Raw genomic sequence first — 1,234 nt, 5'->3', positions numbered from 1 at the left:
CCGATCACCGACACCACGCCGCCGTTGCGGCAGGCCATGATGGCCTCGCGCAGCACGTACGGCCGCTCGGTCTCCAGCCGGGCGGCCTGCTTGGTGCGGTCGTAGGCGTACATCGCCGGGGTCGGATGGTGGGCCTCCATGCCGACGGCGTCGATGCAGGCGTCGGGGCCGCGCCCGCCGGTCATGTCCCGCAGCGCCTCCAGCACGTTCACCTCCTCGTAGTTGAGCACCTCGGCGCCGGTCCGCTGGGCCCGCTTGAGCCGGTACGGGAAGCGGTCGATGACGATGACCCGGTCGGCGCCGAGCAGGAACGCGCTGGCCGCGGCGAGCTGCCCCACCGGTCCCGCGCCCCAGATCGCGATCGTCTGGCCCGGCTTGATGTCGCACATCTCGGCGCCCATGAAGCCCGTCGGGAAGATGTCGGACAGGAACAGCACCTTCTCGTCGGGCAGGTCGTCCTCGATCTTGATGGGGCCGACGTCGGCGAACGGGACCCGGGCGTACTCGGCCTGCCCGCCGGGGAAACCGCCCAGCATGTGCGAGTAGCCGAAGATCCCGGCGGGCGAGTGGCCCATCAGCTTCTCGGCCATCCCCGCGTTGGGGTTGGAGTTCTCACACAGGGAGTACAGCTCGGCCTCGCAGGCGAAGCACGCGCCGCACGCGATCGGGAACGGCACCACGACGCGGTCGCCGGGCCGCAGGTTGCGCACGCCGGGGCCGACCTCGACGACCTCGCCCATGAACTCGTGGCCGAGGATGTCGCCCTTCTTCACCGTCGGGATGTAGCCGTCCACCAGGTGCAGGTCGGAGCCGCAGATCGCGGTCGAGGTGACGCGGACGATCGCGTCCCGCGCGTTGAGGATCTGCGGGTCCGGGACGTTCTCGACCTCGACGCTGTTGCGGCCGGTCCACACGTTGGCCTTCATGCGCGTGCTCCGATCGGCTGGGCGGGACGCTGGTGGAGCTGACGCCGGGCGCGGTGCCCCTCGGGGCTGCCCTCGGAACGGACCACCTCGCCGGTCTCCATGACCTGCTTGAAGCGACGCAGGTCATCACGGACCTGCTGCTCGGGATGCTCACCGAACATGCGGGCGACCGCGGCGGCCAGCTTGCGGCCGCGCATGCCGTACTCCAGCGAGACGTCCACGACGGTGCCGCGCCCGCCGGGGCCGTCGGTGAAGCTGACCAGGCCCGCGTTGCGGACGCCCTTGCCGGGCACCGAGCGCCAGGCGAT

At 71.2% G+C, this 1,234-nt stretch carries 2 protein-coding genes; both read right to left on the bottom strand.

Annotated features, from left to right (window positions below):
• On the bottom strand, positions 1 to 926 hold a 926-nt coding region (locus ABD292_RS48825), incomplete at its 3' end, for a zinc-dependent alcohol dehydrogenase (RefSeq protein ID WP_344220342.1).
• Positions 923 to 1,234, bottom strand: a 312-nt coding sequence (locus tag ABD292_RS48820; protein ID WP_486348472.1) for an SRPBCC family protein, incomplete at its 5' end; no start/stop codon positions are given. The genes ABD292_RS48825 and ABD292_RS48820, both read right to left, overlap by 4 nt.

This window comes from Nonomuraea bangladeshensis, from assembly GCF_039529455.1.
Taxonomy (GTDB): domain Bacteria; phylum Actinomycetota; class Actinomycetes; order Streptosporangiales; family Streptosporangiaceae; genus Nonomuraea; species Nonomuraea bangladeshensis.
Note: the sequence above shows the minus strand (reverse complement) of the source record. Positions and strands in the feature narration are given on the sequence as shown.